This is a genomic window from Arthrobacter glacialis (assembly GCF_002909415.1).
Taxonomy (GTDB): domain Bacteria; phylum Actinomycetota; class Actinomycetes; order Actinomycetales; family Micrococcaceae; genus Specibacter; species Specibacter glacialis.
Window position 1 is genome coordinate 47,966 of the sequence record NZ_PPXB01000004.1, and the last position, 24,296, is coordinate 72,261.

Consider the following 24,296-nt stretch of genomic DNA (forward strand, 5'->3'; position numbering starts at 1 on the left):
CTAAATCGAACGGCCGGATGGCCGCACGGACGTCTTAGACGTCAGCAACCTTACGGCCCTTGTATTCCAAGAACAGTGCGGTGCCGGCTGAGTCGGTTACAACTCGTGCCTGGTGCGGCAAGCTGTAAACAACTTCGCCATTTTCAATGGTCTTGACCAGAGCAGGCGCGGTGGCCTTCCACTGGGAACGGCGTGCGCGCGTATTGGCACGGGACATCTTCCGCTTGGGAACAGCCACGGCAAACTCTTTTCTCTCGATAACTCACAGGCATCTGCCCACAAGTAAAAACTTATTTGCTAGTTTTCTTCGCCGGTAAAGCCCTGTAGGGCAGCCCATCGAGGATCTGAGACCTCATGATGGTGCCCCGGCTCATCTGCAAGGTGTATTCCGCATTCGGAACACAGACCCTCACAGTCTTCCCGGCACACCGGCTGGAACGGCAGGGCGGTTACCACTGCGTCCCGCAACACCGGTTCAAGATCGATAGAATCGTGCTCGACCCAACGTTGCTGATCTTCTTCTTGATCAAGGAATTCCGCAGGCGGTTCCTCGTAGAAGAAAAGTTCTTGCACATCAACTTCAAGGTCATCCTCGAACGTCTCCAAGCAGCGGGAGCATTCGCCTGTCACTTCGACAAGTACGTTGCCCGACACAAGAATTCCTTCATGGACGGCCTCAAAACGGAGTTCCAGATCCAAAATGGATCCAGGCGTCGCGCCGATGAGCGGAGTGCCAAAATCTTCCGGCACAGGTATACGTTCTTCGAACTTCCACATGCTGCCCGGGCTTCGCCCAAGCTCCCTTACACCAATGGTGAGGGGCGTGCCATGGTTGGACTTGTTGCCCAACGTGGTTTCGCTAATGAGAACTCCTGTAAGAACATATGACCGACGCACCATCTTAGCCCGAAAGCTGTCGGGCATCAAAACGAGCGGTACCAGACCAAATTGGCCTTATCCAGTCTACGACAGACTACGGCTTAACGGCGACCCCACCAGCCCATGCAGCGCGTGATGTAACTCTCAGCCGCTCTTTTGTAGATGTTCGACGCCGGACACGTTGGTTTTCGCGGGCCTGCTTGCGTGCGCCGTGGCCAGGTTTGGAGCATAAGTTCACGACTTTAATGATGCGTAGAACCCACGGCCAGTTCTGCGCATGAGTGCTCATGCGTAGAACCCACCTCGAGTTCAACGCATAAGTTCACACAATTGAGGCCGGGTATGGCTACCGCCGGGGAGGGACGATGGGAACGGGGCGAGTATCCGGCCCCACATCGCCTTGGAGGCGGCGCAGCACAGCACGGGGCACAAAGTCGGCCACATCCCCGCCCAGTGTATGAACTTCCTTGATCAGCGTGGAAGACAGGTGCAGGTAGCGGCTGTCCCCAGGCAGGAACACCGTCTCAACGCCTGAGAGCTGCCGGTTCATGGTGGCCATGGGCAGTTCATAGTCAAAATCGGAAGAGGACCGCAACCCCTTCACAATGGCTGAAACTCCGCGGGCGTGGCAGTACTCAGAGAGCAGCCCCTCCCCCATGGGTTCCACCACAATGCCCGACAATGCGGAGAATGTGGTCTTGGCCATCTCCAGGCGCTCATTGAGGGTGAAGCGGTAATTTTTGGCGTAGTTGGTTGATACCGCCACGATGACTTCGTCAAAAAGTCCGGCGGCTCGGGCAATCACTTCAATGTGGCCCTTGTGAATGGGATCAAATGATCCGGGGCATACTGCGCGTCGCATAGTCATGAATCTAGCCGACATCTTCGCTATCATGTGGCAGTTTCACTCATTTCCTAGCCATTTAGCTAAGCTACTGGCGGGTAGCGGCAGCCAGTGCCCCCGCGCCTCTCACTAGGGCGTAGGAGGTGCCGGCCGGTAACGTATTGAGGGTCTACTCAGCATGGATCACTTCACCGCCCGCCCACACGTTCCGCAGTGGCGGCTGGTTCTTCAAAGGAGCAGTAATGTCCCACCCATGGCAACGCACGGCGCAAGGCGCCAATTTGATGGGCCCTGATGGCTCCCTGGGTGTCACTATCTTTGAAGAGATCACCACTCTGGCCAATCAGCACCAGGCCATCAACCTGGGCCAGGGTTTCCCGGATGAGGACGGCCCCGCAGAGCTCAGCCGCCTTGCCCAAGAGGCCATCGCTCGGGGCAACAACCAGTACGCCCCCGGCAAGGGCATCCTGGATCTCCGCAACGCAATAGCCGAGCACCAGAACCGTTTCTACGGAATCACGCTGGATCCGGAGCATGAGGTCATTGTCACCACGGGTGCCACAGAGGCCATTGCCGCAGCCATTCTGGCCCTGACCGGTCCTGGCGAGGAGGTCCTCACCTTCGAGCCTTTCTACGATTCCTACGGTGCCATGATTGGCCTCAGCGGTGCCAGGCACACCACGGCTGCCCTGCTCCCGCCTGATTTCATGCCGGATCTGGCCACACTGGAAAACAGCTTCAGCCCGCGCACCAAGATGGTCATCATCAACAATCCGCACAATCCCACGGGGGCCATGTTTCCGCTGGAAGTGCTCACTGAGGTGGTGCGCCTGGCCATCAAGTACGACGCCGTCATCCTCACCGATGAGGTGTACGAACACCTCACCTTTGGCCCCACCCACATCCCCGTGGCCACGCTGCCGGGCGCGCGCGAACGCACCCTGACCATTTCCTCGGCCGGCAAGACGTTCTCCTTCACGGGCTGGAAGATCGGCTGGCTTTCCGGCCCGGCCGAGCTGGTGTCCGCGGCACGCACCGTGAAACAGTTCCTCAGCTACTCCTCCGGCACGCCGTTCCAGAGCGCCATTGCGGCCGGTCTGCGACTCGAGGACGACTACTTCACCGACACGGCAGCAACGTTGGCCCACAAGCGCGACATCCTGGGTGAGGGGCTGCGCGCGGCCGGCTTTGACGTGTACCTGCCACAAGGGACCTACTTCATCAATGCCGACACCCAAAAAATGGGCATCACCGACGCCACGGCACTGGCCCGCAAACTACCCGAGCTGATTGGTGTGGCGGCCATTCCTGTCCCCGTCTTCTGCCACCCCGAAGGCGCCCTGCGAACCCGATCCCTGCTGCGCTTTGCCTTCTGCAAGAAGGTTCCATTGCTGGAGCAGGCGGCGGAGCGCCTGGCCACCCTGAAGGACAAGCTCTAATGGCACAAAACAGCCGCTTCCTGCGCACCAGCGGCGTCCACGCCAGCATTGAAAAAGATCCCTGGCATGAGAACGCGTTCGTGCTGAGCATTGACAATGCTGAGCAGTCACATGTGAACCTGGCCGAGCCCGGCGAGGTTTTTTATGAGTACCTGCGCCGGATCGCCAACGCCGTGGACCAGCTCAAGGAGCCCGGCGAGCCCCTCACGGCACTGCACTTGGGCGCTGGCGCGCTGACCCTGGCCCGGTATGTCCAGGCCACCCGGCCAGGCTCGGTGCAGCATGCAGTGGAGTTGGAGCGTGAGCTGCTGGACTTTGTGCTGGAGCAGCTGCCCATGCCAGCTGGCACCAACCTCACCAGCCATGTGGGCGACGCCCGCGAGGCGCTGGCCGGGCTGCCTGCGGGCCTGTTGTTCGACGTCGTGATTCTGGACATTTTCAGCGGACCTGATGCGCCGGCCCATCTGGCCTGCGCAGACTTTTACCGCGAAGCCGCCGCCTTGTTGGCGCCGGAAGGCATCCTGGCGGTCAACGTTGGTGACGAGCCCGGGTTCACGCTGGTGGCCAGCCAGAGCAAGGCGCTGCAGGAGGCCATGACCAGCGTGGCAGCTTATGGCACAAGCATGCTATTTAGCCGCCGTTACCCAGGAAACATCATCCTGCTGGGCAGGAACGGGTCCTGGCCGCAAGGCTGGGCCCAGGCATTGGTGGCAGCGGGCCCGCACCCTGCCACGGTCCTGACAGGTGTTGAATTGGACGAGCTGACAGGCTGAGGCGGAAACTCCGGCTGCGGCACCCCAGGCACATGCCAAGTCGGCACCAATCAGCCTGAATCCCATGAGGGACCACCCGTCGCGCTGCATGAGTGGCGCGTCGGACAGCTCAAAGATCGCTCCGCCGTCCGGTGCTGCGGTCGCGGCCACATGCCGCCCCAAGCAGCCACCGGAGCTGTCTGCACGGGCCATGCATCAAGGCCCGGAATCCTGAGGTATTCGGTCAAGCTGACGGCGCCGTCGGTGCGCCACACATACCAAAGACCTTCAAAGGCCATGTCGTTCGCACGGTTGATGCGAGCCACGGCATCCTCGTCGCCGTCGCCATCAACGTCCCCGTACGTGACCCCATCCAGCGAGTAGGTGACCAACTCCACGCCCGTCCCCTGCGATGCCGTCCCGCCCGTCAGTTGCACGGTGACGGGCACATCCAGGCCCTTGAAGGAATACAGCCATTGTGCACCGCCCAGATCAACTGTACGAATATCCGCAGCGACAGGAGGAGCTGTGGTGGCCTCGGCTGTGCCCGGCGGCGCCTGCGGCGATGAACCTGTGCAGGCGGCGAGTCCCGGAAGCACTAGGGCCCCGACGAGTAATGACAGAGGCACGGAGCTGTCAATCATGGGTTTGACCCCGTCCGGGCGGGAGGAAGGCGCAGCTTAGTGAGCCTGGTCCATCATGCGCTGGTAGCTGCGCTGCTGCCGGTCCAACTGTATTTCCCGGAGGCAAAGCATGACCTGCCGCAGCGCCTCCCACTCGCCCTGGCGCAGCGCCGGCCCCTCGGGCAGGAGGCCGTCCACGGCCATCAGGACCCCGCCGTCGGAGAGGGTGAACAGGAAGTGCCGCTCAGGTTCGCGCATATGGCTCACTGCAATCCTGGCGTGAACGTGTTGCAACTCCCAGAACAGGTGGATGCGGATGCCACCGCGATCGGCACGAAGCACCGTGATCGATCCATCCGAACGGCCGCTGCCCCGATCCCGCCACCAGCCCTGGCTGCCCAGCACGTCACAAGCGGCAAAATACCGCGCTAGCTGCAGGTAGTGGGGGTCGCCCGGACCGGATTCGGGCCCGATCCCGAACTTCATCTCCAGGTGAAAGTCAATCTCGTGCTGCAGCAGTTCCCCGCCCGTCCGCGACTGCTGGTGGGACCGCCGGAAAATCTGCTCGGACAGCCGCCCCAACTCTTCCGGCCAATCATCCAGCCGGTTTTCATCCGCCAGCACGTCAAATTGCCCCGACAACAACGCCTTGTTGATGGTCTGGTTCATGTCGTCCGCCGCACCCCACAGCGCCGGGCTCAGCTTCACGGTCATGGCCGTCTGCACTGAGCGCTGATCCCGGAACCAATCGTGGCGGGCGGGCCTACCGGGCTCGCGTCCAGGGGGAAGTGTTCGCATTTCCCCATTCTGCCCCAACGTCAAGCCGGCCCCGGCACGTCAGGCCGACTGGTCCGCCCCGACTAGCAGGGCCAGCACATCCTCACTGGAGAATTCCACCGGCGCGCCCAAGGCGATGGAAGCGTACGCCGCCTCTGCCAGCGCAACGGCCATGACGCCGTCGTACGGGGTGACGCGGGACGCCTCCCCCGACGCCCTTGCCGCGGCGAACTCAGCAACTTGCAGGGTGTAGGGGCTGCTGGCAGGCGTCTGGGCGGGCAGATAGTCCCCCGGCGTGTTCCCTGCGGCGGGGTCCGCGGCGGCCACGTCCGGCCATGAATACAGGGAGCTGCCGTCCGGGGCTTCGATGCTGATGCTGGTGCTGAACGGCTGGCCGTCCGGGCCCCACTCCCCCGACAGGTGGCTGACGGCGCCGTTGACATGGGTCAGGACCACCGTGGCGCTGACGGGGCGTGGCAGGATTCCGTCAATACTGGGCGGGTTTTGCGCTGCATGAACGCGCTGCACCTCGCCGGCGAGCCAGCGGGCCTGGTCAATGTCGTGGATCATCTGGTCGCGGATGATGCCGCCGCCGAGGGATTCGTTGAAGAACCACGAACTAGCCGCGGGGGCAGCACTGGCGCGGCTGAGCCGGAGCACGGACGGGGAGGCTCCTGCGTCGAGCGCCTTGTGGGCCGCAACATACTCCGGGAAGAACCGCACCACGTGGGCCGGAAAGAGCCGGACACCGGCGGCGGCCGCAGCGTTGGCGATCTCGGCTGCGCGCGCAGCGTTCTCGGCCAGCGGTTTCTCACAGATCACGTCCTTGCCCGCGGCGATGGTGGCCATGGCGTAGTGGAGGTGCGTGGTGGTCGGAGTCAGGATGCTGACCATGTCACTGGCAGCCAGCAGTTCCTCCAGCGTGGACACCTCGGCAATGCCGTATTGCTGCACCAGCTGCGCCGCACCGGAACGTGAATAGATGCTGAGCTGTGCGCCCAGTTGTTGCCAGCCGGCAATGTGGACACCGGCAATGCCGCCGGCACCAATGAGCCCTATTCTCAATTGCGTCACGGCGGGTTCCTTAGCGTCCGTTGGGGCGGGGATTGTGTACCACCCTACTGTGACGGGCCACCCTTTCCCCTTGCGTGACGTGGCACGCCGCCAGCACCTCACCCCGGGTGTTGCAGGAACTCCGGCACAGGCTCAACGTAGACGGTTTGTGGCGGGTCCAGATACATGACAAGAACCCGCGCACCCATGCGGTAGACGCTGGCGCCGTCATACGGGCGGGCCAGATAGGCGACTGTCCCGCCCCTGACCTCCAACATCACCTCACCGAGAGTGTCAGGTCCAATGGTTCCCGTAACACGGCCAATCTTCCCGGTGAGGCTCCTGTCACGATCCCTGTGCATGCGGCGGCTCCTGTGGCTTGGGAACGCGGCCGTTCTTCAGCGACGCCTGCATGGCTGGCAAGTAGCTGCCCACCTGGGACAGTATCCCGCCCACCATGTTGTTGATGCCGTCGCCGCCATTGAGCACCGTCAGCTGGCCCACGTGGGCAAAGGGTTCCGCAGCTGCCGCCACGATGGCCGGCATGTTTTCAGCCAGTTGTTGGGAGATGACAGCATCCTGGTTGGTTCCCAGTGCTTCGGCCCGGGCCTTGATGCCGTCCGCTTCTGCCAGCGCCTTGGCCTTGATGGCCGACGCCGCAGCCTCCCCACGTGCCTTCGTCGCCGCAGCCTCGGCCTCGCCCGTGACGCGGGTGGCACCTGCCGTGGCGGCGGCCGCCGTCGCATTTGCCTGCGCCTCCAGCTCGGTCTTCCTGGCCCTGGCCTCTGCGGCACTGATGTCTGCTGCTTTTTGCGCTTCGGCTTCGGTCCGTTGGGCGTAGGCCTTGGCATCGGCGGGTTTCCGAATGGACGTTTGGAGTTTTTGTTCCTCCCTGTCTGCTTCCAGTTTGGCCACCTGCGTTTCCTGCACCACCACCTGCTGGCGGGCTGTTGCATCAGCCAGCGGGCCGGCCTGGGCGGCATTGGCCTTGGCCGTCTCCGCGTTGGCCTGCGCGGCAGACTGCTTGATGGCGGAGACACTTTGGGCATCGGCAATCAGTGACGCCGCCTCCGCCTCCTTTTCAGCCGCCTCACGGTTTCGGGTGGCCTCGGCGATCCTGGCCTCCATCTTGACCTGAGCTATGTGTGGCTTCGCCAAGTTTTGGATGTAGCCGGTGGGATCCTCCAGGTCCTTGATCTGCAGGGAGTCAACCACCAGGCCCAGCTTTTCCATTTCCGTTCCACTGGCGCTGCGGACCTGGGAGGCGAGCTTGTCGCGTTCGCGGATGATCTCCTCCACTGTCATGCTGCCAATGATTGAACGCAGATGGCCTTCAAAAACGTTATACACCTGGCTTTCCATTTTGGCCTGCTGGCCCAGAAAACGCCGTGCCGCGTTGGCGATGAACGGAGGGGAGTCGCCAATCTTGAAGATCACCACACCCTGAACCACCACCTGGATGCCTTGGGAGGTCACGCAGTTGACCTGCAGTTCGGTCTCGTTCAGGGTCAGGGACAGTGCCCTGACGGTTTGAAGTCCGGGAATGACGAACGCCCCCTTGCCGGTGACGATCTTGAAGTCCATGCCGTCGCTGGTCCCCATGCTGCCACGGGTGAACCCGGAAATGATGAGTGCCTCATTGGGCTCGGCCACCTGCCACATCATTTTGACGCCTGCCCGGATCAGGAAAGCGAGAATCAGCACGGAAAGTAGCACAACAAGCAATGGAATGAACGGGGTGAGGTACTCCATGACCAGATCCTTTCAGGAGCATTGGTCGCAGCGGTACACCCTGCCCCACCCGGGACGATCTCAACGGCCTGTCTATGTAGTTGTAAACAAACTATGCAGGAACGCCCCGCATGGGGAGCTCCCTACCACCAAGATACTCTCCATTTCTTGGCGCAGGCCATGTATTGCTGATGGTTGTATAGCCCCGTCACTGGACAGACAATACCCCCAAAAAAGCGTATAGCGGCATGATCTGTCCAGTGACGGCGGGCTAAGGGCTAGTCTCCTGCGGGTTCGGCGAACCAGAGTCGGGTTTCGCCGTACTTCTTCTCGGCAAAGCGCTCGAGGGACTCGGGCCAACTGGGCTCTGGCGTCCTGGCCGAGCGCTCCACCACCACCACGGCGTAGGAGCTCAGGCGCGGTGCCAACAGGGACAAAACGAGCGCGAGCTCCTCCTCGGTCAGGGGGTATGGCGGGTCCATGAACACCAGGTCCCACTGGTCCACACCGGCCTCGGCCACCCGGGCCAGAAACGACTCCACCTTGGAGCGCTGCACGGTCACCGCTTTGGTGCCCAGGACCTTGTTGACCAATTGGGCGTTGAGTTGGCACACGGCCGCAGCCTTGTCATTGAACTCAACAAGTTCAACGGATTTTGCGCCACGGCTGGCACTTTCCACCCCCAAGGAGCCGGAGCCCGCGTACAGGTCCAGGACGCGCACGTCGGAGAGCATGTTCATGGATTCCAGCCGGGAAAACAGCGCTTCCTTGACCCTGTCGGTGGTGGGTCTGGTGCCATCCCCCGGCACCGAGACCAGCACAGACCCGCCGGCGGCACCTGCCACGATGCGGCTCATGCTTGTGCCGTCCGGTGTACCGCTTTGCTAGCCACGTTCAAGGAATGCCTCATTCTTTTCTGTCACATACATGTCAATTTCAAGCTTCAGGGCCGGATGAAATTCCAGCTCCGGGTCCTTCTCCACAATTTCGGTGGCGTCAGCCCTGGCCCGGGCAATCAGGTCCTCATCACGGAGCACGCTGAGCACGCGCAGCCCGCTGTTTCCACCTGACTGTTTGGCCCCCAGGATGTCGCCTTCGCGCCGCATCTGCATATCCTCCCGGGCCAGCATAAAACCGTCAATGGTGGATGCCACCAGGTCCAGGCGCTTGCGGCTGGGATGGTCCGGTTCCAGATTCGTCACCAGCAGGCAGGTCCCCTTGTGGCCGCCGCGCCCCACCCGTCCACGCAGCTGGTGAAGTGAGGAGATGCCAAATCTGTCGGCGTCCAGGATCACCATGAGCGTGGCATTGTGCACATCCACGCCCACCTCGATGACAGTGGTGGAGACCAAAACGTCGATCTCACCCGCGGCGAAGGCCGCCATGGTGCCCTGCTTGTCCGGGGAATCCATCCGCCCGTGCAGGACCTCGATGCGTTTGCCTGCCAGCGCAGGGACGGTGCGCAAATACTGCACTACGTCCAGCACCCCCGCCATGGGGCGAGTGTCACCGCCACTCGGGGCGATGTCGTCAGCGTCCGGGCCGTCACCGATCTTGGGGCACACCACATAGACCTGGTGGCCGGCGTCGACCTCCTCACGGCAGCGCGCCCAGACCCTCGACTCCCAACTGGGGTGTTCAGCCAGGGGCGCCACATGGGTGGTGATGGGGGCCCGCCCGGCCGGAAGTTCTGTCAGTTCGGAGACTTCCAGATCACCAAAGACTGTCATGGCCACCGTTCGCGGAATGGGTGTGGCCGTCATGACCAGCAGGTGCGGCGGTTTGAGCGCCTTGGCGCGCAGGGCGTCGCGCTGTTCCACGCCGAAACGGTGCTGCTCATCCACCACAATCAAGCCAAGGTCCGCGAACTGGACGTGGTCGGAGAGGAGCGCGTGGGTGCCAATCACAATGCCAGCTTCGCCCGAGGCTGCCGCCAGCAACGCCTTCTTTTTGGCCGCGGCGGGCATGGATCCGGTCAGCAGGGTCACGGCGGTGGCATGGGGCCCGCCCAGCAGCGCTCCGGCACCCAGGGCGCCCAGGAGCGCCGAAATGGAGTGCAGGTGCTGTGCGGCGAGCACCTCGGTGGGGGCCAAAAACGCGGCCTGACCGCCGGCGTCGACCACCTGCAACATGGCGCGCAGGGCAATGACTGTCTTGCCCGAGCCCACCTCACCCTGCAACAGCCTGTGCATGGGATGGCCCGCCGCCACTTCGGAAGCGATCAGTTCACCAATGTCCAGCTGCCCGGCCGTCAAGGTGTACGGCAGCCGGTCGTCAAAGGCATCCAGGAGCCGGCCCCGGACAAGGGGGCGGCCGGTGGCGTTTTGGTGCATCGACTCGAAGCGCTTCTGGGCCAGGGCCGTCTGCAGGGCCAGGGCTTCCTGAAAGCGGAATCGCTTGCGGGCCTTGGGCCAGGCGTCCATGTCGCTGGGCATGTGGATTTCGGTGTACGCCTCCCACAGGGGCATGAGCCGTTCCCGGGCAGCAATGTGTTTGGGGACGGGATCCGGAATTTTCGCCAGGTCCAGTGTGGGCAGCAAAGCCTCGATGACGTTTTGGGTCTTCCAGCTGGGGAACTTTGCCGTTGCCGGATAAATCGGCACGGGCTTGGCGGCCTGCACCTCAACTTCGTGCTCAGCAAGCTCGTCGTCGGGCAGCAGGACATAGCCGGGGTTGGTCAGGACCTTGCTTCCGTTGTACAGGGACACCCTGCCGGAAAACATGGCCAGCACGCCGGCTTTTAGCTCCGCCTTGGCCTTGAAACCGTTGAAGAAACTGATTTTTAGTGACGACGGGTGACCTGAATTATCAGTGATGACAACATCACTGATGGTGCCCTTGCGGGTCTGCATGTACCGGGTTGACAGGTTCACCACCCTGGCCAGGATGGTGACTTCCTCATCGACTTCAAGTTGGTCAAGGTCGGTCAGATCCCCGCGTGCCAGGTAGCGCCGCGGGAACTGGTGGAGCATGCCGCCCACAGTGGTGATCTCCAGGGCCTTGGCCACCGATTTGGCGGTGGCGGTGCCAACAAGTCTGGACAGCTCTAGGCCCAGGTCTCGGTAGATCGGTTCTGGTTCAGATGAAGTCATGGGCGTCCTCGGTGGCATTGGCTGTTAGCGCCGAAATGCTCACATTGCTTGGATCACCCACAGCCTGGATTGCCTCAAGTGCCACGGTGGCAGAGGGCACGTGAACATGCAACCGCCACGGGTAGGCGCCGGTGGCATCGGCTTGTTCGGAAACGGCGCTCATGATCACCGAGTCACCGAGGCCGTCGAGCTGGAGGCGCAATCCGGCTGCCGCGAGAGGCGTCAGCTGAATGGTGCACATGACCTCCACGCCTTCCTGCTCCGGCATGAACACGGCAATGTTGGGATCTTGGACCTTGTAGCCTGACAAGCCGTCCAGCAGGTCCTCCTGCAACGGCTCGCCCACAATCACGGAGCGCAAACAGTCAAGAATCAGCAACACGCCAACGGCTCCGGAATCCACCACATGGGCTGCGCTAAGCACACCAAGTTGGGACTCCGTGCGCACCACGGCTTCACGTGCCGCAACCACTGCGCCGTCAATGGTTTGGGCCAGTGCCTGGTTGGATTCATCGCCGCCGAGACTGAATTGCACCGACGTTGCACCTTGGGCGGCCGCCTCCAACACTGACAAAATTGTCCCGGGCATGGGTTCGCTCAAAGCACTCCAGGCCCGCAACTGGGCCCGGTGCAAGGCAGCAGCCAGCAAGGGGCCGCTGAGGCGCTGTGCACCGGCGAGAGGCTCGGCCAGCGCCACCAGGAAAACCGCCAAAAGAGTGCCCGAGTTGCCGCGTGCCTGCTCCATGGCTGCGCGCCCTGCAACGCTCATGGTGGCACCCACGTCGGCAGGCTCCATTTCAGCCACTGCATGCGCTGCCGCCTTGACCGTCAGGTAAAGGTTTGTGCCGGTATCCGCATCCGCCACCGGGTAGATGTTGATGGCGTTGAGCCGGTCACTATGATTGGCCAGCGTTTGTTCAGCCATGGCCAACCAGCGGCGCACTACGGGCGCAGTTGCGGCGATCTTAGACTGCAAAATGATCCCATCCCACGGCGCCGTCTGAGGCACCTTTGAAGTTCTGTCCGTCAATGGTCACAGCCAATCCGGCCACGTCCAAGGACAGTACCGAGCCTATCCTAATGAAGCCGTCCGGGAGTGTGGCACCCTCCGGGAATGTGGATAACAGTCCATGGTCTTCGCCTCCCGTCAGCACCCAGGTGAGGGGGTCGGTGTCAAGCACGACGGCGCAATCCTCAAGCGCGCGGGCCACCCCGCGGAGCACCGCTCCGTCCAAGTCGAGGGTGACCCCACTGGCGGCGGCCAGCCTGGTGGCATCGCGCAACAGGCCGTCGGAAATATCCATCATGGCGGTGGCTCCGGCGCGTGCTGCAACGGGCCCGGCGGAGAGGGGTGGCTCGGGCCGGGAGAAAAGAGCTGCGGCGGTGGCCAGCGCCGGACTGTGGGTGGACGGGAGAATCGAACTCTCGTGCAGCGCCCAACCGGCGGCCGCAAAACCCATGTTCCCGCAGACAGCTATTTGATCTCCTGCCTGCGCTCCGCTGCGCAGCACTGGTGCAAGGCCGTCCAGTGAGCCGGTCACGGCAACAGTGACCACCAGTTCGCTGCCGCCGGAGAGGTCTCCCCCGGCCACTGAGCACTGCGGCGCTCCGAGGGCAACAATCGCCGCGCTCAAGCCGTCGGCAAAGTCCTCAACCCAGGTGACCGGCGTCGTCCCCGGCAAGGTGAGGCTGACAACCATGGCCGTGGCAACGGCGCCCATGGCGTTGATGTCGCTGAGGTTTTGGGCGGCGGCCTTCCACCCGACGTCGAATCCGGAGGAAGTGCCGCCGTTGGGCCAGAGCAGACGGAAGTCCTTGTCTTGGACTTGGGTGTCAATGGAAATGACCGTACGGCCGTCGGGTGCGGCAATGATGGCGGAATCGTCCCCCGGGCCCAGCAGCATGGAGCTGCCAGCGTGCAGGCGCGGGAAAATCCGGGCCAGGAGCTCGGATTCGGAGAGTTGGGCCACAGTGAGGGTCATGCTTTAACCGTAGCCGGTGGGTGCGACACTGGCGGCTGCGACCTCACAGAGGCAGCCCGGGGACCTGCCACCGCATCTGAGGAAAACGAACCAACCTGGATCTGGATAGTGCAGGTGATGTCGAACCCTAGCATTCAGATGTTGGCTCACGGCCGGATGGGAGTCAGGTGAGTCACGATGGGACCGTGCTCCCAACAGTGAGTCAGGCTTCCTGTTTGACGAGGGCAGCTGCGTTTAGTGCTGCGCCGACGGTCTCGAGGAATACGGCGTCCCCGGCCGCGTCCCGGGATTCGTCATACTGGTAGACCGCAGCAATGGCATCCGCGAAGACACCATCTGCCCATTGGGTTGCGTGTAGCCCTGCAGGGGTAAGCGTCAGGAGGATGCTGCGGCGGTCAGTGGGGTGCGGCTGCCGTGCCAGCATGGACGCTGCTTCCAGCCTGTCAACCATGGCCGTCATGGAACCAGTTGTGATGTCCATCAGGACCGACAACTCCTTGGGAGTTAGCATGCCTGCCTCCTCGACAAAAGACATGGCCCGCATCTCCGAAGTCCCGATGCCGAGCTTGGCGGCCAACGTGGCTCGAAGGCGGTCTGAACCTGCGTTGAAGACCCTCATGGCCGAGGCCACTCTGCGGTAATGATCCTGGCTATTATTCACGGTTCCCTAGGTGTACAAAAATGTTTGGCTGGCAACTAACTCTACTATAAAGCGACCAATATTGCCCCTCCGAGGCCCGCCTAGCTGCTGAAGGTACACAGTTTGTGACACTAGTTACTTTAACTGCAAGTTACTTGATTATCGAGTTACTCCTGATAGGTTTACTTTAACCGCAAGACATATTGCGCCGGGTGTGTTCTTACCGGACGAACGCGGCCACCTTTCACTTCAAAATCTCGTCTCAGGAGAATTCCATGGCTCGCATGTCCAACCGCACTGCCCGCATCGTCAAATGGTCAGCACTTCCCGCCGCGCTGATCGTCAGCGGCCTCTTGGTCTCACAGGCCTCGTACTCGGCTTTCAGCGCCACCACCACCAACCCCACCAATAGCTGGAACTCCGGCGCTATCGCGCTGAGCAACTCGTCACCGGCGACGGCCCTGTTCACAGCGACAAACATCAAGCCCGGCGACTGGGGTTCCAAGTGCATCACGGTCACGGCGGACAAAATCGTTTCGGGTACCACAGTGAAGATGCAAGCCAAGACGGCCGCAGCAGTTGGGTCCAAGGCGGAGCTCAACGATGCACTCTTCGTCAAGGTCACCACGCCCGCGGTTGCCTGCGCTGTCAGTACCGCCCCGATCGCCACCACAGCCGGCGTTACCTTGACGTCGTTTATTGCGACGTCGGGCGTGCCCGTTTGGACGCCGACGGCCGCAGCCGAAACAAAGTCCTACCTGATCGACTGGGTCTTTGATCCGACCGCCACCTCCGCAGCCTTTGCCACCAAGTCGTCGTCCATTGACTTCATCTGGACGGCAGACCAGGGCGCCGGATCCCAGATCAATCCCTAACTCTGATCCCAATAGCCCGACGCACTGATGTAGACACTGAGCAATGAGAGGCAGGATCGCCATGTCAGCCGCAACACAGTCGACGCCGCGCAGTCCGGACGACGATGCTGCGACTGTTGCGGAGGTCAGCGGGGAATCCGGTTCAACCTCCAGTGGCTGGGTACTACTGGTGGTTGCCACGCTGGCACGCACTGCACTGATTTTTACTGTCAGCTTGGCTGCGTGGTCATCCTTGCCGGTCTTGCTGGGCTGGGAGCCGACCACTGTCATGAGTGGCTCCATGGAACCACGCATTTTCACCGGTGACGTTGTGGTGGTCCGCCCTGTGGATCCCACCGAATACAAATCGGGCAGGGTTGTTCTCGCTGAAGATCCCGATCAAGAAGGCCGGCTGCGGCTACACCGAGTAGTGCGCCAGGATGACACTGGCGCACTGGTGCTGCGCGGCGATGCAAACGCCACCGATGACGCCTCGACAGTTAGTCCCGATGCAGTCCACGGTGTGGGCTTCCTACGGATTCCGTATGCCGGCCTCCCGGGGTACTGGTTCAACTCGGCCCAATGGCTCAAACTGGCTCTACTCGCCGGGACTCTGGTCCTATTATGCTGGGCCACAACGCTGGATCGCGCACTGCAGCGTAGCAGGCACAGGGGCGATCCACCGGAGCGAGGAGCTGGCACGCGTAGCAGCGACAGTCCCGCCGGTCGCCCCAATGCCGACGGCGGATTGGCTGCCTTGGGCCTGGGTGGCGAAACGGGCAGGGCACCCACTGCTTTCCGGGCCCGCCCCACGGGTCGGCGCAGTCTGCGTGCCGGAACTGCCGCCGTCGTTGTTTCAGCTCTGGTGCTCGGTACCGTGCCGGTGGCAGCACAAGCGGCCTACACATCCACCACGGTAAATGCAACAAACTCTTTCGCCGCCAATACCTTCTTCCGCTGCAGCCCGGCAGTCTTGGCCGCCAGCCCCAGTACCTTCTACCAATTCAACGCAGACGCCGACGCCGCCGTTGCAGATTCCGTTACCCCGGGAGCAGGCAACGGCACCTTCCAAGGCGTCCGGCCGGCCGCGCCAGCAAATAACGGCGCGTGCGCGGACGACGGCGGCAACGCAGCCACGTTCGACGGGTCCACTAACTCCATCACCACCCCTGTGCAAGGAATGGCAGCACCTCAGGTCTTTTCCTACGAAATGTGGTTTCGCACCACCACCACTAGTGGCGGCAAGTTGATGTCCTTCGTGACACCGCAGAATGGCGCGATAGCCGCCTCCGACAATCGGGTGCTCTATATGTTCAACAATGGGCAACTCCGATTTGGACTGACACCTGATACCGTCCAGTACCTGACAACACCAGCCGCAGCTGGCGCATTTAACAACGGCAAGTGGCATCATGTTGCCGCGACTATGTCCAGTGCGGGCATTAAACTCTTCGTGGACGGAGTGCGAACCAACTTTTCGGCGGGCGTCACATCCGGCCCGGTCACGACTGGTTCTTGGATCATCGGAACAGGCCCTGGCAATACGTGGACCACAAACCGTACCAGCGCCTTTTACCAGGGCGAGCTTGACGATGTTGCCATCTACAATGGCAAAGCCCTCACTGACAGCGAAGTGGCGGCGCACTACGCTGCCGGACGAGCGTCGGGGCTGCGGCCCTAAAACTCCGTGTCGCAGCGCATTTCTCCGCCAGGGCAGTTGCAGCGGGCGACACCCTGGGCCGGGACATCAACCAAGGGATAGCAGGAACTCCGTCGCATCCATCGCCACCTGCTCGGGGCATTCCCAAAGAACCAGGTGCGCCGCCTCGGGATAGACCTTCAACACCGCCCCGTCGATGCGCTCCACCAGGGCGTCCTGCTGCCAGCGTGGCAGCAGGTTGTCGCGGGCGCCCCACAGAATCAGCGCGGGTGCCTGGATGGCCCCGGCCTCAGTGGGCGGAGTTGCATCAGAGAACCCCGCCAGAATCCGTTTCCACGCGTGCGCCGGCATGCTGACGCCGTCGCTGACACGGTCCTGGAGATACCACGTCGGCACCTCTTGCACCAAGGGAAACCACGACAGTGAGTCCCGCACCCAGTCCTCCGCGACAGGGTCTGTCAGTGCCTCAACTTCGGCCGCGAAAGGGGCTCTCCCCTGCAGGGTCACGGGAGATCCCACCAGGACCAGCGCCGCAACCAGGTCCGGGCGCATGATCGCCAGTTGCTGCGCCACATACCCGCCGCTGGAGGAACCCAGCACGAACGCGCTGCGCACCTTGAGGACAGTCAGAATTGCTGCGGCGTCCCCGGCCTGTTCGGCCAGGGAATACCCGTCCTCCGGCTTGTCCGCATCGCCCTGGCCGCGAAGGTCGGGGGCGTAAACCCTGAAGTTGTCCAGAAACGGCAACATCCGCTCAAAGCTGCGCCGGGACTCACCCCACGCATGGAGCAGCAACAGCGGCTGTGCCCGCGCATCACCCTGGATGAGGCACGGCACTGAGATGCCGGTTCCCAGGACCAGATTCCTCACCTCGGATTCCATGGGATCAGGTTACTCCCCCTGCAGATGCACGGCACCGGCCCCGACCCCCTTGCGGCTCTCCTGCGCAATTGCCTGGCCGGCCTCCACCAAGATCCGGTGGTGTGGACTGAGCTGCCACTGCACTCAAACGTCGCTGCGGGTGGCGCAGGGCACTTGCCCCGGCCGTCCGCGCCTGAGAAGCTGATGCCAATGACTATTAAAGAGCGCTACCTGCAGGCCTACGACGAGCAACTCCGCACCGACGCCGAAACACCCAGCGCGCTCAGCGTGACTAAATTGGGTCCCCTGCGCCTGGCCACGTTCGCCGGCGGGCTCGGCTTCATCACGTACCGGGATCTGGGAGGTGCCCTGGCCGCGGACATGCCGGGGCTGGTGTCCGCGGCACTGAAGCATTACCGCGCCGACCCCGGGATCGACAAGGTTGAGTGGAAGGTCCGCATGCACGACGCCTCCCCCGGGCTGCCCGCAGCGCTCGTGTCTCACGGCTTCGCCCCTGAAGAGGCCGAATCCATCATGGTGGGCCCACTTGAGGGCCTGTGCGCCAACGTGCCCGAACCCGACGGCGTGAGCTTGCGAAAAGTCACCGCCGAGTCCGATGTCCGGGCCATGAGCGCCATGGCCGACGAAGCCTTTGGCGAGGCAGTCGACACGCGCATGGCCGATGCCCTGCTGGCCCGTCTGTCCCGCAACGACGGCATGGAACTCTGGGTGGCCGAGGCCGACGGCCGAATGGTCAGTTGCGGGCGGCTCGAGCCAGTGCACGGCACCGACTTCGCGGGCATTTGGGGCGGGTCCACCCTCGAGGCCTACCGGGGCCGCGGCATCTACCGGGCGCTGACGGCCGCCAGGGCCCGCTCCGCCCTGGAGCAGGGAAAGACGCTGGCCCACAGCGATTCGTCCGAATTCTCCCGCCCCATTCTGGAACGCTCGGGCCTGCTGAAGGTCTCCACCACCATCCCGTATTACTGGCGCCGCTGAAGCACGACGCCGTACATGCCAAAGCGCCGCGCCGGAACGGGTAATCTAAGCCTGAGCCCGGCGGCCGTCAGCGTCACTGGTTTTCGGTGCCGGTCAGGAGCGTGGGCGCCTGCGGGGAGCCACAATGTGGCATCCGAGCTCCTACTTGGCCTTCGTTTCGCGATAGTCCTCGATCGAGACGTTAAACCTGTGCATCAAATCCGCGAACATGTTCACGTCTGCATCCGGCCAGTCGGCCAAAATACGTTTCAGCGCGCTCACCGAGTGTTCGCTGACCTCCCTGAGCCGGGTCTGACCCGAAGTCGTCAGCGAGAATTTGCGGGCAGCACTGCCCGCCGGATCGAGAATTCGCTCGAGGAACCCTTCCCGCACCGCCACTGTTGTTTGGCGTTGCAGGGTGGACGCGTCCAGGCGGAAGGCCGTGCTGAGTTCGCCGATTGACATGGGGCCTTGGCTGGCGATTCGGCTCATCAGCAGGTAGACGCTTCGGTCCAGCCCGTCGCCATCGCGATGCTGGGCAACGGTGAAGCGGCTCAGCAGCATCTGCTCGTATTCAATGTCCGCGATGCGGCGTTCCATCGATTCAAATCCTCCCGTGTGTTTCTAAGAGTCTAACTGAACATGTACTATGAATAATTTATGTACTCTGCACATTTATTCTGAAAGGCCATCGTGTCCAAAGCAACCTCAGCCGGAATCACGCGCTCAGGACTAGTCGTCGGCGTCCTTGCCTCCGCAGGCATCGCCGCGTCCATCACCCAGACGATGGTTACGCCACTGATCCCCCAGCTGCCCACCATCTTCAACACCTCGGCGTCGAACACTGCCTGGATCATCACGGCAACACTGCTCGCCGCCGCCGTGGCAGTGCCGATCTCGGGTCGCTTGGGTGACCTTTTCGGCAAAAGACGCATGATCTTGATCTTGGCCATGCCTCTGATGCTTGGTGCGATCGTATGCGCCATGGCCCCCACGGTGGAGGTCATGATCATTGGACGTGCCATGCAGGGGCTGGGGTCCGGAATGGTACCTCTGGGCATCGCCATGCTGCGCGACCTTGTCCCGAAGGAACGGTTATCGTCTGCTATCGCCACGGTCAGCGCCACGCTGGGCGTCGGCGGTGCCATCGGCATGCCGATTGCGGCAGCAGTCGTTGAGTTCGCGAACTGGCGAGCACTGTTCTTCGGTAGCGCCGTCGTCACACTGATCGTGGTCGCGGCAATCTGGAAGTTCATTCCCACCCTGCCCGCCGGTGCAGCCGGTCAACGCTTCGATTGGTTGGGCGCCATTGGACTCACCATTGGTCTGGTCTCCCTCATGCTGGCCGTCTCCAAGGGTTCCTCGTGGGGCTGGACTGATCCGCTGACACTGGGCCTGTTCGCCCTCGCGGTCATCTCGCTGCTGTTGTGGGGCATGTGGGAAACTCGCACCAAGGATCCACTGGTTGACTTGCGCACAGCTGTCATCCCGCGCGTGCTGCTCACCAACATCGCCTCGATCTTTGTTGGTTTCGGAATGTACGCGAGCATGCTGGTTATGCCCCAGATCCTGCAGATGCCTGCCGAGACTGGCTACGGTCTGGGTCAGTCGATCCTGGCCGCCGGCCTGTGGATGGCTCCGGCAGGACTCATGATGCTGGTGCTCGCTCCGTTGGGCGGGCGGCTCTCCGACGCACGCGGGCCCAAATTCACCTTGGTTCTGGGCGTTGCGGTTATTGCGCTCGGCTACGGTGTTGGCCTGCTGGGCATGGGCAGCACCTGGGGCTTGTTGGCGACAGGTCTTGTGGTCAATAGTGGTGTGGCCCTGGCCTACGGTGCCATGCCGGCCATCATCATGGGTGCCGTACCACGCAGTGAAACCGCTGCCGCCAATGGCTTTAACACGCTGATGCGGTCACTGGGTACCACTGCCGGTGCCGCAGTCGTCGGCCTGGTCCTGGCGCAGATGACGACAGACTTCCACGGTGTTCCCATCCCCTCGGAAGCTGGTTTCCGGATGGCCTTGATTCTCGGTGCTGGCATCTCCCTCCTCGCCGCCGTCATGGCCGCATGCATCCCCGCAGCAGCCAAGAAGAAGTCCGCGACGGCCACGAGTGTCCCGCTTGACGTTGCTGCGCAGAAAGAACCCGCCCTCACCAAGTAGGTCACTAAGTTCATCAGAAAATGACGCCGATACGGTCATTCGCGCTTGATATATCACCAGCGCCGGACCATATCGGCGTCATTTCATGTTTTGGACGAGTTTACTGCTCCTGCATGGGGACACGAACCCCGCGCTCGGCGGCAACGTCAATGGCACGCTCGTAGCCGGCGTCGGCGTGGCGGATGACGCCCATGCCGGGATCGTTGGTGAGCAGGCGGGCCAGCTTCTCAGCGGCCAGTGGCGTACCGTCGGCAACTGACACTTGACCGGCATGGATTGAGCGGCCAATGCCCACACCGCCGCCGTGGTGGATGGAAACCCAGGTGGCTCCGGATGCGGTGTTGAGCATGGCGTTCAGCAGCGGCCAGTCCGCAATGGCGTCCGAGCCGTCCTTCATGGACTCTGTCTCGCGGTAGGGGGAAGCCACCGAGCCGGAGTCGAGGTGGTCACGGCCAATCACAATGGGTGCCTTGACTTTGCCGTCCGCCACCAACTGGTTGAACATCACCCCGGCTTTGGCACGGTCGCCGTAGCCAAGCCAGGCGATCCGGGCGGGAAGGCCCTCGAATTCAACGTGTTCCTGGGCGGCGTTGATCCAACGGTGCAGGTGTGCGTTCTCAGGGAACAACTCCTTCAGTGCCTCATCGGTGACGCGAATGTCCTCGGGGTCCCCGGAGAGGGCAACCCAGCGGAACGGGCCCATCCCTTCGCAGAACAGTGGGCGGATGTAGGCCGGCACAAAGCCGGGGAATTCAAAGGCCCGGTTGTAGCCGCCCTTGCGGGCCTCGTCGCGGATGGAGTTGCCGTAGTCAAAAACCTCGGCGCCGGCGTCCTGGAATTCCACCATGGCCTGCACGTGGCGGGCCATGGCATTCTGGGACTTCTTGGTGAAGCCCTCCGGATCAGCCTCGGACTCCGCCACCCACGTATCCACCGTGTACTCGGTGGGGAGGTAGGAGAGCGGATCGTGGGCGCTGGTCTGGTCGGTGACAATATCCACGGTGAACTCACCGGCCTGGTGGCGGCGCAGGATCTCCGGGAACACCTCGGCAGCGTTGCCCACAACACCCACGGACAGCGGGGTCTTGGCAGCCTTGGCCTCCAACACCCGCTCAAGGGCCGCATCCAAAGAAGGGGCCAGTTCGTCCAGATAGCGCTTGCCCACGCGGCGCTGGAGGCGCTCGGCGGACACATCAACGATCAAGCATGCGCCGCCGTTCAAGGTGACGGCCAGCGGCTGGGCACCGCCCATGCCGCCGCAGCCGCCCGTCAGGGTCAGCGTGCCGGCCAGGCTGCCGCCAAAGCGCTTTTCGCCAATGGCGGCGAAGGTTTCAAAGGTGCCCTGCAGGATCCCCTGCGTGCCAATATAAATCCAGGAGCCGGCCGTCATCTGGCCGTACATCATCAGACCTTCAGCCTCCAGCTTGCGGAACTCCGGCCAGGTGGCCCAGTCGCCCACCAGGTTGGAGTTGGCCAGAAGCACGCGCGGCGCCCACACATTGGTGCGGAACACGCCCACCGGCTTGCCGGACTGCACCAGAAGGGTTTCGTCGTCATCGAGGGTCTTCAGCGTGGCAACAATGGCGTCGTACGCCTCCCACGAGCGTGCCGCGCGGCCCGTCCCGCCGTACACCACCAAGTCCTCAGGGCGCTCGGCAACTTCGGGGTCAAGGTTGTTCATGAGCATGCGCAGGGGCGCCTCAGTCTGCCATGACTTGGCCGAGAGTTCTGTGCCACGGGCTGCGCGGATGGTGCGGGACGGGTCATGCATCGTTGCCATGAGGTTCCTTTGCTAGCGGTTCGGCGTTCAAGGCCGGAAGAGTCCGGCAAAAGTTCTTATGTTCTTATCCAACTCCGCAGCGCCACGCAATCCTAGGGGTTCGGCACGCACTGCGTCTGTGATTCCAGACAATCCCGAACTACGACGGCGGGACGTCACCTTGTTGCCTCGCCTCGCCACAGGCTGGGCATCCCACGGCAACCACGCACCTCCTGGCTCCGGTACACTCACTCGCATGACCCTTGCACCGCTCCCCGATGCCGGACACGGAGCGTGGCGGCGCGAGCCAAGCACCGTTGTCCGCCAAGGGATGTCCGCACCGGCGAGCATGTTGGACTCCTTTGTCATCTTTGCCGAATCGGAAAGTCCCCAGGCTCCCCTGGAGTGGGAACCACACTCGCACCTCCTGCACGAACTCGTGTGGGTTCGGGGCGGCACCCTGACGGCGCGCGTGGGCAGCCTGGTCTTCACCGTGTCCGAGGGGGAAGGCCTGTGGCTGCCCGAGGGCCAGGTCCACGCCGGGCGACTCACCGCGAACGTTGAATTTCACAGCGCTTTCTTTTCTCCGCACCGCACACCGCTGAGCTTTGACGGGCCCACTGTCATCACCATGGATCCGCTCCTGGAATCCCTGCTCAAGCATCTCGCCCGCACGGATCTTCTCAGCGACGCCAGGGTCCGGGCCGAGTCCGTGGTGTTCGATGTGTTGGAGCCGTCGCGGCAGCAGCTCCAACTCCAGTTGCCGGGTGACACCAGGATTGACCCCATTGCAGAGACGCTGCTCAACGACCCCTCAGACGGGCGTTCCCTCGATGACTGGGCCCGGCTGCTGGACATGAGCGAACGCACCATCACCCGCGCGTTTCGTCACGCCACCGGCCTGTCATTCGCGCAGTGGCGGCGGGCTTTGCGGGTCCACCGGGCCTTGGCCCTGATGTCCGAGGGCTGGGACGTCCGCGCCACCTCGGAGATGGTGGGCTACGCGCAACCAAGCTCCTTCATTGCCGCGTTCCGCACCGTTCTGGGCACCACCCCCGGCGCATTCGCCGGTGCACTGGAATAACACTCCAGCACACACCGGGAGTGTCCGAAAACCCGAATCGACTGTCCCACAATCCAGATTGCGGACACCTCAGGGTGCCCCATATACTCACTAAGGCAAGGCGAACCTAACCTCCAACAGCGTCAGCGGTTACACCGCTCGTTAGGCAGGGCGCCTGCCCACCCCGGACTGGCGTACCGCGCCTGATCCTTTCACTTTCTGCCCTAGGTCCGGCCATGCTTCCCACCCCCACCGCGCACGTTGATCTGCGAGCCCCTGCCACTGGCAGCCCGGCGTGATTCCGGCAACCTCGCTCAGCGGGGAAAAATTGGTGTTGCAATACGGCCGCGACACAGTGGTGCACGGGGTTTCACTCACCCTCGAACCCGGCCAGGTGACAGCCCTGGTGGGCCCCAACGGAAGCGGAAAATCAACACTGCTTCGCGCGCTGGCACGGCTGCACCGCGTGCACGAGGGAGAGACCATCCTTGGCGGGCGCGACGGCCAAGACGCCCGCGCTGCGTCCCTGCTCTCCGCGCGGGATTTTGCCCGCGAGGTCACGCTCTTTTCCCAATCCCGGCCCGCCCCGCAGGGCTTGACCGTGCGCGAAGTTGTTGCCTTGGGCCGCCATCCGCACCGCCGGGGCTTTGGCGGATTGTCCGCGAAGGACCGCACCGCCATCGACCACGCCATGGGCACCACGGGCGTTGGCACCATGGCCGAGCGCTCCGTCGGCGAGCTTTCCGGCGGCGAGATCCAGCGGGTCTGGCTGGCCGCCTGTGTGGCCCAGGAGACCGGCGTCGTGCTGTTGGATGAACCCACCAACCACCTGGATCTGCGCTACCAGATAGAAACCCTGGATCTGGTGCGTGATTTGGCCGATGATCACGGCGTTGCCGTGGGCATTGTGCTGCACGATCTCGACCACGCGGCCCGCATCGCCGACAATCTCCTGCTGTTGTCCGCAGGCCGTATTCACTCCTCCGGCCAGCCCGCCGAGGTGCTCACCGCCGAAAACATCGGTGAGGTCTACTCCATCCGGGTAGAGGTCAGCTTCGACGAGCACAGCAACCGTCTTCGCATCGATCCGCTCGGGCGCCATTCGCCTCGGGTCCGGGCAGCATCTGCCCAACTTTCCTAGTTTCA

Annotated in this window: 24 protein-coding genes; 8 read left to right on the plus strand and 16 right to left on the minus strand. The window is 62.9% G+C overall.

The genetic code is table 11. From position 1 onward, the window contains the following. Positions 1–34: 34 nt before the first annotated feature. The 3 genes from rpmF to coaD all read right to left on the minus strand — a co-directional run bounded on the left by rpmF (position 35) and on the right by coaD (position 1,741). Positions 35–238: a 50S ribosomal protein L32 gene (gene rpmF / locus CVS28_RS05540; RefSeq protein ID WP_062007003.1), complete on the minus strand. Its 204-nt coding sequence runs from the start codon at positions 236–238 to the stop codon at positions 35–37. A 59-nt stretch (positions 239–297) separates the two neighbouring features. Then, the gene (locus CVS28_RS05545; RefSeq protein ID WP_243399738.1) at positions 298–777 is read right to left on the minus strand and encodes a YceD family protein; all 480 of its coding nucleotides are present in this window, start codon (positions 775–777) and stop codon (positions 298–300) included. A 448-nt stretch (positions 778–1,225) separates the two neighbouring features. Further along, positions 1,226–1,741: a pantetheine-phosphate adenylyltransferase gene (gene coaD, locus CVS28_RS05550; RefSeq protein ID WP_103467295.1), complete on the minus strand. Its 516-nt coding sequence runs from the start codon at positions 1,739–1,741 to the stop codon at positions 1,226–1,228. A 224-nt stretch (positions 1,742–1,965) separates the two neighbouring features. Between coaD and CVS28_RS05555 the strand changes: the two genes are divergently transcribed. Further along, entirely contained in the window at positions 1,966–3,162 is a 1,197-nt protein-coding gene (locus CVS28_RS05555) for an aminotransferase class I/II-fold pyridoxal phosphate-dependent enzyme (RefSeq protein WP_103480956.1), read from the plus strand. Then, on the plus strand, positions 3,162–3,935 hold the full coding sequence (locus tag CVS28_RS05560) for a spermidine synthase (RefSeq protein ID WP_165788078.1): 774 nt from the start codon (positions 3,162–3,164) through the stop codon (positions 3,933–3,935). The genes CVS28_RS05555 and CVS28_RS05560 overlap by 1 nt, the downstream gene beginning before the upstream one ends. Positions 3,936–3,985: 50 nt before the next feature. On the opposite strand, the gene CVS28_RS05565 is transcribed toward CVS28_RS05560, so the two are convergent. From CVS28_RS05565 to CVS28_RS05610, 10 genes are all read right to left on the minus strand, one after another. Beyond that, positions 3,986–4,558, minus strand: coding sequence for a hypothetical protein (locus CVS28_RS05565; protein WP_103480957.1), 573 nt, complete (start codon positions 4,556–4,558; stop codon positions 3,986–3,988). 36 nt (positions 4,559–4,594) lie between these two features. Next, positions 4,595–5,251: a hypothetical protein gene (locus CVS28_RS05570; RefSeq protein WP_133159065.1), complete on the minus strand. Its 657-nt coding sequence runs from the start codon at positions 5,249–5,251 to the stop codon at positions 4,595–4,597. A gap of 123 nt (positions 5,252–5,374) precedes the next feature. After that, positions 5,375–6,490 (minus strand): Gfo/Idh/MocA family protein, encoded by a 1,116-nt coding sequence (locus CVS28_RS05575; protein WP_279325060.1) that lies wholly within the window; start codon positions 6,488–6,490, stop codon positions 5,375–5,377. Further along, entirely contained in the window at positions 6,487–6,729 is a 243-nt protein-coding gene (locus CVS28_RS05580) for a hypothetical protein (protein WP_103467252.1), read from the minus strand. Before CVS28_RS05580 ends, CVS28_RS05575 begins: the two co-directional genes overlap by 4 nt. Beyond that, the gene (locus CVS28_RS05585; protein ID WP_103467251.1) at positions 6,713–8,119 is read right to left on the minus strand and encodes an SPFH domain-containing protein; all 1,407 of its coding nucleotides are present in this window, start codon (positions 8,117–8,119) and stop codon (positions 6,713–6,715) included. The genes CVS28_RS05580 and CVS28_RS05585 overlap by 17 nt, the downstream gene beginning before the upstream one ends. 257 nt (positions 8,120–8,376) lie before the next feature. Continuing rightward, positions 8,377–8,955, minus strand: a complete 579-nt coding sequence (gene rsmD, locus CVS28_RS05590) for a 16S rRNA (guanine(966)-N(2))-methyltransferase RsmD (RefSeq protein WP_103467250.1) — start codon at positions 8,953–8,955, stop codon at positions 8,377–8,379. A 27-nt stretch (positions 8,956–8,982) separates the two neighbouring features. After that, on the minus strand, positions 8,983–11,190 hold the full coding sequence (locus CVS28_RS05595; RefSeq protein ID WP_243399717.1) for an ATP-dependent DNA helicase RecG: 2,208 nt from the start codon (positions 11,188–11,190) through the stop codon (positions 8,983–8,985). Then, a complete protein-coding gene (locus CVS28_RS05600) occupies positions 11,177–12,133 on the minus strand; it encodes a DAK2 domain-containing protein (RefSeq protein ID WP_103467249.1) in 957 nt (318 codons plus the stop codon). The genes CVS28_RS05595 and CVS28_RS05600 overlap by 14 nt, the downstream gene beginning before the upstream one ends. A 22-nt stretch (positions 12,134–12,155) precedes the next feature. Next, positions 12,156–13,172, minus strand: a complete 1,017-nt coding sequence (thiL, locus tag CVS28_RS05605; RefSeq protein WP_103480960.1) for a thiamine-phosphate kinase — start codon at positions 13,170–13,172, stop codon at positions 12,156–12,158. Between the two features lie 202 nt (positions 13,173–13,374). Next, on the minus strand, positions 13,375–13,833 hold the full coding sequence (locus CVS28_RS05610) for a MarR family winged helix-turn-helix transcriptional regulator (protein ID WP_133162986.1): 459 nt from the start codon (positions 13,831–13,833) through the stop codon (positions 13,375–13,377). Positions 13,834–14,087: 254 nt separating this feature from the next. On the opposite strand from CVS28_RS05610, the gene CVS28_RS05615 reads away from it, so the two are divergent. Together CVS28_RS05615 and CVS28_RS05620 are read left to right on the plus strand one after the other, a co-directional pair. Continuing rightward, the gene (locus tag CVS28_RS05615) at positions 14,088–14,687 is read left to right on the plus strand and encodes a hypothetical protein (RefSeq protein ID WP_103467246.1); all 600 of its coding nucleotides are present in this window, start codon (positions 14,088–14,090) and stop codon (positions 14,685–14,687) included. A 61-nt stretch (positions 14,688–14,748) separates the two neighbouring features. Further along, entirely contained in the window at positions 14,749–16,347 is a 1,599-nt protein-coding gene (locus CVS28_RS05620; protein WP_165788079.1) for a signal peptidase I, read from the plus strand. Between the two features lie 66 nt (positions 16,348–16,413). Here CVS28_RS05620 and CVS28_RS05625 read toward each other — a convergent pair whose 3' ends face one another. Beyond that, the gene (locus CVS28_RS05625) at positions 16,414–17,208 is read right to left on the minus strand and encodes an alpha/beta fold hydrolase (RefSeq protein WP_103467244.1); all 795 of its coding nucleotides are present in this window, start codon (positions 17,206–17,208) and stop codon (positions 16,414–16,416) included. 183 nt (positions 17,209–17,391) lie between these two features. Between CVS28_RS05625 and CVS28_RS05630 the strand changes: the two genes are divergently transcribed. Continuing rightward, positions 17,392–18,186, plus strand: coding sequence for a GNAT family N-acetyltransferase (locus CVS28_RS05630; protein WP_370739533.1), 795 nt, complete (start codon positions 17,392–17,394; stop codon positions 18,184–18,186). 141 nt (positions 18,187–18,327) lie between these two features. On the opposite strand, the gene CVS28_RS05635 is transcribed toward CVS28_RS05630, so the two are convergent. Continuing rightward, a complete protein-coding gene (locus CVS28_RS05635) occupies positions 18,328–18,765 on the minus strand; it encodes a MarR family winged helix-turn-helix transcriptional regulator (RefSeq protein WP_103467243.1) in 438 nt (145 codons plus the stop codon). A gap of 93 nt (positions 18,766–18,858) precedes the next feature. Here CVS28_RS05635 and CVS28_RS05640 point away from each other — a divergent pair, with 93 nt between their 5' ends. Continuing rightward, entirely contained in the window at positions 18,859–20,328 is a 1,470-nt protein-coding gene (locus CVS28_RS05640) for an MFS transporter (RefSeq protein WP_103480962.1), read from the plus strand. A 100-nt stretch (positions 20,329–20,428) separates the two neighbouring features. On the opposite strand, the gene hutU is transcribed toward CVS28_RS05640, so the two are convergent. Continuing rightward, positions 20,429–22,108, minus strand: a complete 1,680-nt coding sequence (hutU, locus tag CVS28_RS05645; protein WP_103480963.1) for a urocanate hydratase — start codon at positions 22,106–22,108, stop codon at positions 20,429–20,431. 235 nt (positions 22,109–22,343) lie between these two features. On the opposite strand from hutU, the gene CVS28_RS05650 reads away from it, so the two are divergent. Together CVS28_RS05650 and CVS28_RS05655 are read left to right on the plus strand one after the other, a co-directional pair. After that, complete coding sequence (locus CVS28_RS05650) at positions 22,344–23,171, plus strand: helix-turn-helix domain-containing protein (RefSeq protein WP_103467240.1); 828 nt, start codon at positions 22,344–22,346, stop codon at positions 23,169–23,171. Between the two features lie 274 nt (positions 23,172–23,445). After that, positions 23,446–24,291, plus strand: coding sequence for an ABC transporter ATP-binding protein (locus CVS28_RS05655; protein WP_103480964.1), 846 nt, complete (start codon positions 23,446–23,448; stop codon positions 24,289–24,291). The last annotated feature ends 5 nt before the right edge of the window (positions 24,292–24,296 follow it).